Genomic DNA, 6,998 nt, shown 5'->3' on the forward strand with positions numbered 1-6,998 from the left:
AGATATTGTGGCCGTACAGGTTGATAGCACCGTCTACGCGGCAGCCGTCGACCAGATCGTTCATCCGATTGAACGTACGCAGCAGGGTCGACTTGCCACAGCCGGACGGGCCGATGAAAGCGGTCACGCGCTGTTTGGGAATGTTCAAACTGACGTCGAATAGGGCCTGTTTATCGCCGTAGAACAGGCTCAAACCTGGCACCTCAATGGCCACAGACTCGTTGGCCAGATCAAGCCTCAGTTTGTTGCGCCCTAAAGCCGACATATTGATGCCGTGGGTATGGGGTTCATGTGGCATGGTCTCACTCCGTTTGTAGCTTTAAGCTGCAAGCTGCTAGCTACAAGCTTCAAGTATTAAGCAAAAGCGGCTTGTAGCTTGTAGCTTGGGGCTTGGGGCTGATCTTCAGCTCTCCAACGCTTTGTATTTTTCACGCAGGTGGTTACGAAGCCCCACCGCAGACAGGTTGAGCAAGGCGATCACCAACACCAATAACAGCGCTGTCGCGTAGACCAGCGGCCGTGCGGCTTCGACGTTGGGACTCTGGAAACCGACGTCATAGATGTGGAAGCCCAAGTGCATGATTTTTTGATCAAGGTGCAAGTACGGGTAGTTACCGTCGACCGGCAGCGAGGGTGCCAGTTTCACCACGCCCACCAACATCAGCGGTGCCACTTCACCAGCAGCGCGGGCAACCGCCAGAATCAAGCCGGTCATCATGGCCGGGCTGGCCATGGGTAGGACAATCTTCCATAGCGTTTCAGCCTTGGTCGCGCCCAATGCCAACGAGCCTTCTCGCACCGTGCGCGGGATACGCGCCAGGCCCTCTTCGGTGGCGACGATGACAACCGGGACGGCGAGCAGTGCGAGGGTCAACGAAGCCCACAGCAAGCCCGGCGTACCAAAGGTCGGTGCGGGCAGTGCTTCGGGGAAAAACAGTCGGTCCAGCGAGCCGCCCAGCACGTACACGAAGAAGCCAAGGCCAAATACCCCGTAAACAATTGCGGGCACCCCGGCGAGGTTGTTCACCGCAATGCGGATCAGCCGAGTAACCGGACCTTGTTTTGCGTATTCACGCAGGTAGACCGCCGCCAATACGCCGAACGGTGTCACGATCACAGCCATGATCAGGGTCATCATCACGGTGCCGAAAATCGCCGGGAAGATCCCACCCTCGGTGTTGGCTTCACGTGGGTCTTCGCTAAGGAATTCCCAAAGCTTCTTGAAGTAAAAACCCAGTTTGGTCGGCGTGCTCATCGCGTTGGGTTGATAAGCGTGAACCACTTTGCCCACGCTGATTTCAACTTCTTTACCGTTGGCATCCCGTGCGGTCAGGCTGTCGCGGTTGAACGCTTCGTGCAGCGCGCCCAAACGGCCTTCAATGCTTTTGTATTGAGCGTCGTATTCAGCTCGCTCGCTGTCCATGTCCGCCTGAGCGGCCGCATCAAGCTTGCCGTCCAACTCCAGCTTGCGCTTGTGCAGGCGCAGACGCTCGATACCGTGGTTGATGGCGCCGATGTCTTTCTTTTCGAGACCGTTCAATTCATCGGCAAGTTTTTCAACGCGGTTGATCCGCTCTTGCAGGATCGGCCATGCCGCTTCGCCTTCAGCGATGACTTTGCCGTTCTCTTTTATGTTGACCAGATAGCCGTAGAAGTTGCCCCACTCGCGGCGCTCCAGGGTCATCAGCTCTTTGGGTGTGCTTTGTTCGGTCAACCACTCGCCAACCACCCAGGTGAAGTCACTTGGGTTGGTGTCGCGGTTACCGACCTTGAACAACTCGCGAGTCATGAATTCCGGGCCGACATCGGGGACAGGCAAACCTGCCCCTTTGAGGCGTGCGCGGGGCACCTCCTCTTTCTGTACGACTTCACCGATCAGGACATGATTGGCTTCGTTGGGCACGTTGTACTGCGCCAGCACTACGTCCGCCGGCCAGAAATGGCCCAGGCCACGCACAGCAATCACCGTCAGCAGGCCGAGGGTCATGATCACGGCAATAGACACCGCGCCCGCGCTCATCCAGACGCCGGGAGCGCCGCTTTTGATCCAGCTCTTGAGGGAGTTCTGTTTCACAGACTTCTACCTTCCTTAGAGAGATGAGTATTTCTTGCGAAGACGCTGACGAATCAGCTCCGCAAGGGTGTTCATCACGAAGGTGAACATCAGAAGTACCAATGCTGCGAGGAACAGCACCCTATAGTGACTGCCGCCGACTTCAGACTCCGGCATCTCCACCGCGACGTTCGCCGCCAAGGTGCGCATGCCTTCAAACAAGTTCATGTCCATGATCGGCGTGTTACCGGTGGCCATTAGCACGATCATCGTTTCGCCGACTGCGCGGCCCATGCCGATCATCAACGCCGAGAAAATTCCCGGGCTGGCGGTCAGAATCACCACGCGGGTCAACGTCTGCCAAGGCGTCGCGCCGAGGGCTAATGAGCCCAGGGTCAAACCGCGAGGCACGCTGAACACGGCATCTTCTGCAATGGAGTAGATATTTGGAATAACCGCGAAACCCATCGCCAGCCCGACCACCAGCGCGTTGCGCTGATCGTAGGTAATGCCCAGGTCGTTGGAGATCCACATGCGCATGTCGCCGCCGAAGAACCAGTTCTCCAGGTGCGGGCTCATGCCCAGCGACAGCCAAGCGACCAATAACACCACGGGAATCAGAATCGCCGACTCCCAACCGTCCGGCACCCGCAAACGGATCGATTCCGGCAAACGGCTCCAGAGAAAGCCCGCGAGCAAAATCCCCACCGGTGTCAGCAGTAACAAGCTGAATATCCCCGGTAAGTGACCTTCCAGATACGGCGCCAGAAACAGTCCGGCGAAGAAGCCGAGAATCACCGTCGGCATCGCTTCCATTAGCTCGATCACCGGCTTTACCTTGCGGCGCATGCCCGGAGCCATGAAGTAAGCGGTGTAGATCGCCGCAGCAATCGCCAATGGCGCTGCCAGCAACATGGCGTAGAACGCCGCTTTCAAGGTGCCGTAGGTGAGCGGTGCCAAGCTCAGCTTGGGTTCGAAATCAGTGTTCGAGGCGGTGGACTGCCACACGTATTGCGGCGAGTCATAGTTTTCGTACCAGACCTTGCCCCATAACGCGCTCCACGACACTTCCGGGTGCGGGTTGGACAAGGTCATCGGCAGCAATTTGCCACCCTGCTCGACGATGATTTCGTCAGCACGGGGCGACAACGCGAGGATACCGGGGCCTTCAGCGACTTGATCGACCAGCAACGTGCGGTGCGCGGTGCTGTGGAATACACCGAGCTTGCCCGAAGCGTCCAGCGCGACGAAACCTTTGCGGCGCTGTTCTGCGGTGATGCGCACAATCGGCGCCGTGCTCATTTGGAAATCACGAATGTGCTGGAAACGCATTTCGCCGTCGGTATCGCGGGCCATGAACCACTGGGCCAGACCACCCTTGGAGCTGCCGATGATTAACGATACGCCACCGACCAATTGCGTACTGGCGGACACTTCAGCGTCGGCATCTTCAAGCAGCTTATAGCGCCCGTTCAGGCTGCGATCGCGCAAGCTAAACACATCCGCCTGGGCCCGACCGTTGATCACGTACAACCACTGCTGGCGGGGATCGATGAAAATCGCTTTGACCATTTCGGTCATCTGCGGAAGCTCGATGCGTGCCTGCTCGCTGGTGGTTTCGCCAGTCATCATGTTTTCTTCCTGCGTCAGGGAGAGAACATGCAATTGCGCGCCGGTAGCACCCGCCAGCACCAATGCCTTGTCAGTGGCATTCAGGCTAACGTGCTCCAACGGCCGACCCTGCTCGTCCAGGCTAAGCGCAGCTTCGCCGTACGGATACGTAATAGCCGGGGAAATGGTTTTTTTGTTGTCGGGATAACTGATCAGGTAGCTATGTTTGATCACCAACGCCTGCCCGTTGGACAAGCCCAGCACCATTAATGGCGTGCCCGGCTGATCTTCGCCGATAGAGGTAACGGTCGCGCCCGCCGGAATCGCCAGGGCAACACGCTTGAGTTCGGCGCCGTCTTCAATACGGAAAAATATGGCTTCACCCTTGTCGGAAACTCGCAGCCCGACTTGGTTCTGCTCTTCAATGGTGATCATCAACGGATTGCCTGCGTCCTGCATCCACGCAGGGCTGAGCGCTGTTTCAGCGGTCAGTTTGGCACCTTGGAACAATGGCGCAACGACGTAGGCAAGGTAGAAAAAAATCAACGTGATCGCAGCCAGAACGGCCAAGCCGCCGACGAATACGTACCATTGGGTCAGCTTGTCTTTCAGCGCGCGAAAGCGCCGCTTGCGTTTCATCTCAGGCGTATTGAAGTCAATTCGCTCGGGTGGAGACTTTGGAGTCATGGTGGAGTTTGCCAGATCATTCATGCGCTCACCCTAGCCGTCCTTTATGACAAAAACATTACAGTCCAGAGACGCAAAAAATCCGCCGCCCAAACCTTCTGGCAGCGGACTACTAAACCTGTAGCGGAACCCGATCAATCCGGGCCCGCTTATATCCTTGAACCAGCGCAGAAAATCGCGGTGGCGCCGGTCGTTTTTACCTAGTCATTGCTACTTGGCAGCGCCTTCCAGCAGTCCTAGGTCAGCCAAAGCCTTAGCGGCAACTTTGGCTGGCAGTGGAATGTAGCCGTCTTTGATGACAACTTCTTGACCCTGTTTTGACAGGACCATTTTAACGAACTCAGCTTCCAGCGGCGCAAGTGGCTTGTTCGGCGCTTTGTTCACGTAGATGAACAGGAAACGCGACAGCGGGTATTTGCCGCTCAGTGCGTTTTCTTCGCTGTCTTCAATGAACTCGGTACCACCCTTCTTCGACAGGGCAACGGTTTTCACGCTGGAGGTTTTGTAGCCAATACCCGAATAACCAATGCCGTTCAGCGAGCTGCTGATCGAGCTTACAACTGACGCCGAACCGGGTTGTTCGTTAACGTTGGCGCGGAAGTCTCCTTTACACAGGGCTTCTTCTTTGAAGTAACCATAGGTTCCGGACACCGAGTTCCGACCAAACAGTTGAATAGGCTTGTTGGCCAAGTCACCGGTCACGCCGACGTCGCCCCAGGTTTTCGCTTCAGCCTTGGCGCCACACAGACGGGTCGCGGAGAAGATCGCGTCCACTTGCTCCATGCTCAGGTGCTGAATCGGGTTGTCTTTGTGCACGAAAATCGCCAACGCATCGACCGCGACCGGGATGGCGGTTGGCTTGTAGCCGTATTTTGTTTCGAACGCCGCCAGTTCGGTGTCTTTCATTTTGCGGCTCATGGGGCCCAGGTTCGAGGTACCCTCAGTCAACGCAGGTGGCGCCGTCGCCGAGCCCGCCGCTTGAATCTGGATGTTCACGCTTGGGTATTCTTTTTTGTAAGCCTCAGCCCACAAGGTCATCAGGTTAGCGAGCGTGTCGGAGCCCACGCTGGACAAGTTGCCGGAAACACCGGAAGTCTTGGTGTAGGACGGGATAGAAGGGTCAACCGCTGCTACTGCATTGGCAGTGGCTATACCTGCGGCGACAAGCGTCAAAGCCGCCATCAATCGCTTAAAAGTCATACATTGCTCCTGCTAGATTTTATAGGTGCTGAATCTGGGGCAAGTATCTGAATGCCGTATGAACACTCTATGAAAGCTATGTGACAATTAGATGACTGGCCATCATCAGGGATTCGGGATGGCCACTGCAGGGTTGAAGGCCTTGGCGGGCTTGGCGATCAGCGCTTTTTTCGAGCCGTCCTAACCGCGATTTCGTAACAACTGGATACTTATTAGGTGGCCAGAGGAGCTACCCGAATTTGCTGAAAAATCAGACGCGCTTTTTCAACAGATACACCCCAATCAACATCCCCATCACACACAACACCGCCACATACCACGCTGGCCCCATAGGGCTGTTCTTGAGCATCAGCGTAACAACCATGGGCGTCAAACCGCCGAAGACTGCGTAGGCCAGGTTGTAGGAGAACGACAACCCGGAAAACCGCACTGCCGCCGGAAATGCACGAACCATAACGTACGGAACGGCGCCGACTACGCCGACGAACAATCCAGTCATGGCGTACATCGGGAACAACCAGTCTGGATGGGCTTGTAGGCTGTGGTAGAAGGTCCACGAACTGAGCAATAAGCCCAGGCAGCCGAGGATAAACACCCAGCCAGCGCCGAAACGGTCGGCCAGCGAACCGGCCCCGATGCAACCCAGGCTCAGGCAGACGATTGCCAAGCTGTTAGCTTTCAGCGCAGTGCCCGGGGAGAAGCCGTACACGGTCTGCAAAACGGTAGGGGTCATCAAAATCACGACGATGATGCCCGCGGAGAGCATCCAAGTCAGCAACATCGACAGCACGATCGCCCCACGGTGGTCGCGCAGCACCGCTTTGAGCGGTACTTCCTCTGCCAGCGCCTTTCTCGCCTGCAGCTCGGCAAACACCGGAGTTTCGTGCAACCAGCGGCGCAGGTAGACCGACAGCAGCCCAAACACGCCACCCAGCAAGAACGGAATTCGCCACGCGTAATCCAACATTTCCTGGGGGTTATAAAGGCTGTTGATCAGTGTGGCGACCAACGAACCCAAGAGGATGCCCGCCGTTAGCCCAGCGGTCAGGGTGCCGCAGGCGTAGCCGATACTGCGCGCCGGTACGTGTTCAGACACGAAGACCCAGGCACCCGGCACTTCGCCGCCAATCGCTGCGCCCTGGATAATCCGCATCAATAGCAGCAACAGAGGCGCCAACAGGCCAATTTGCGCGTAGGTCGGCAGCAAGCCCATGATCAGCGTCGGTACGGCCATCAGGAAAATGCTCAGGGTGAACATCTTCTTGCGCCCCAAAAGGTCGCCAAAATGCGCCATGACGATGCCACCCAACGGTCGCGCCAGGTAACCGGCCGCGAAAATGCCGAAGGTTTGCATCAATCGCAACCACTCGGGCATGTCAGCCGGGAAAAACAATTTGCCGACCACGGTGGCGAAAAATACAAAAATGATGAAATCGTAGAATTCCAG

Annotated in this window: 5 protein-coding genes; all 5 read right to left on the reverse strand. The window is 56.8% G+C overall.

The features are described from left to right. Positions 1 to 298: ATP-binding cassette domain-containing protein (locus tag M0974_RS01485; RefSeq protein ID WP_297831745.1), on the reverse strand; the 298-nt coding region annotated here is incomplete at its 3' end. Positions 299 to 403: 105 nt separating this feature from the next. Further along, positions 404 to 2,020 (reverse strand): phosphate ABC transporter permease PstA, encoded by a 1,617-nt coding sequence (gene pstA, locus M0974_RS01490; RefSeq protein ID WP_297831752.1) that lies wholly within the window; start codon positions 2,018 to 2,020, stop codon positions 404 to 406. A gap of 69 nt (positions 2,021 to 2,089) precedes the next feature. Then, positions 2,090 to 4,123: an ABC transporter permease subunit gene (locus M0974_RS01495; RefSeq protein ID WP_297831755.1), complete on the reverse strand. Its 2,034-nt coding sequence runs from the start codon at positions 4,121 to 4,123 to the stop codon at positions 2,090 to 2,092. Positions 4,124 to 4,561: 438 nt separating this feature from the next. After that, positions 4,562 to 5,551 (reverse strand): phosphate ABC transporter substrate-binding protein PstS family protein, encoded by a 990-nt coding sequence (locus M0974_RS01500; RefSeq protein WP_297831748.1) that lies wholly within the window; start codon positions 5,549 to 5,551, stop codon positions 4,562 to 4,564. A 250-nt stretch (positions 5,552 to 5,801) separates the two neighbouring features. Further along, on the reverse strand, positions 5,802 to 6,998 hold a 1,197-nt coding region (locus M0974_RS01505), incomplete at its 5' end, for an MFS transporter (RefSeq protein WP_297831750.1).

Origin of the sequence: Pseudomonas sp. (genome assembly GCF_026224925.1) — a bacterium.
In the GTDB taxonomy this organism is placed as follows: domain Bacteria; phylum Pseudomonadota; class Gammaproteobacteria; order Pseudomonadales; family Pseudomonadaceae; genus Aquipseudomonas.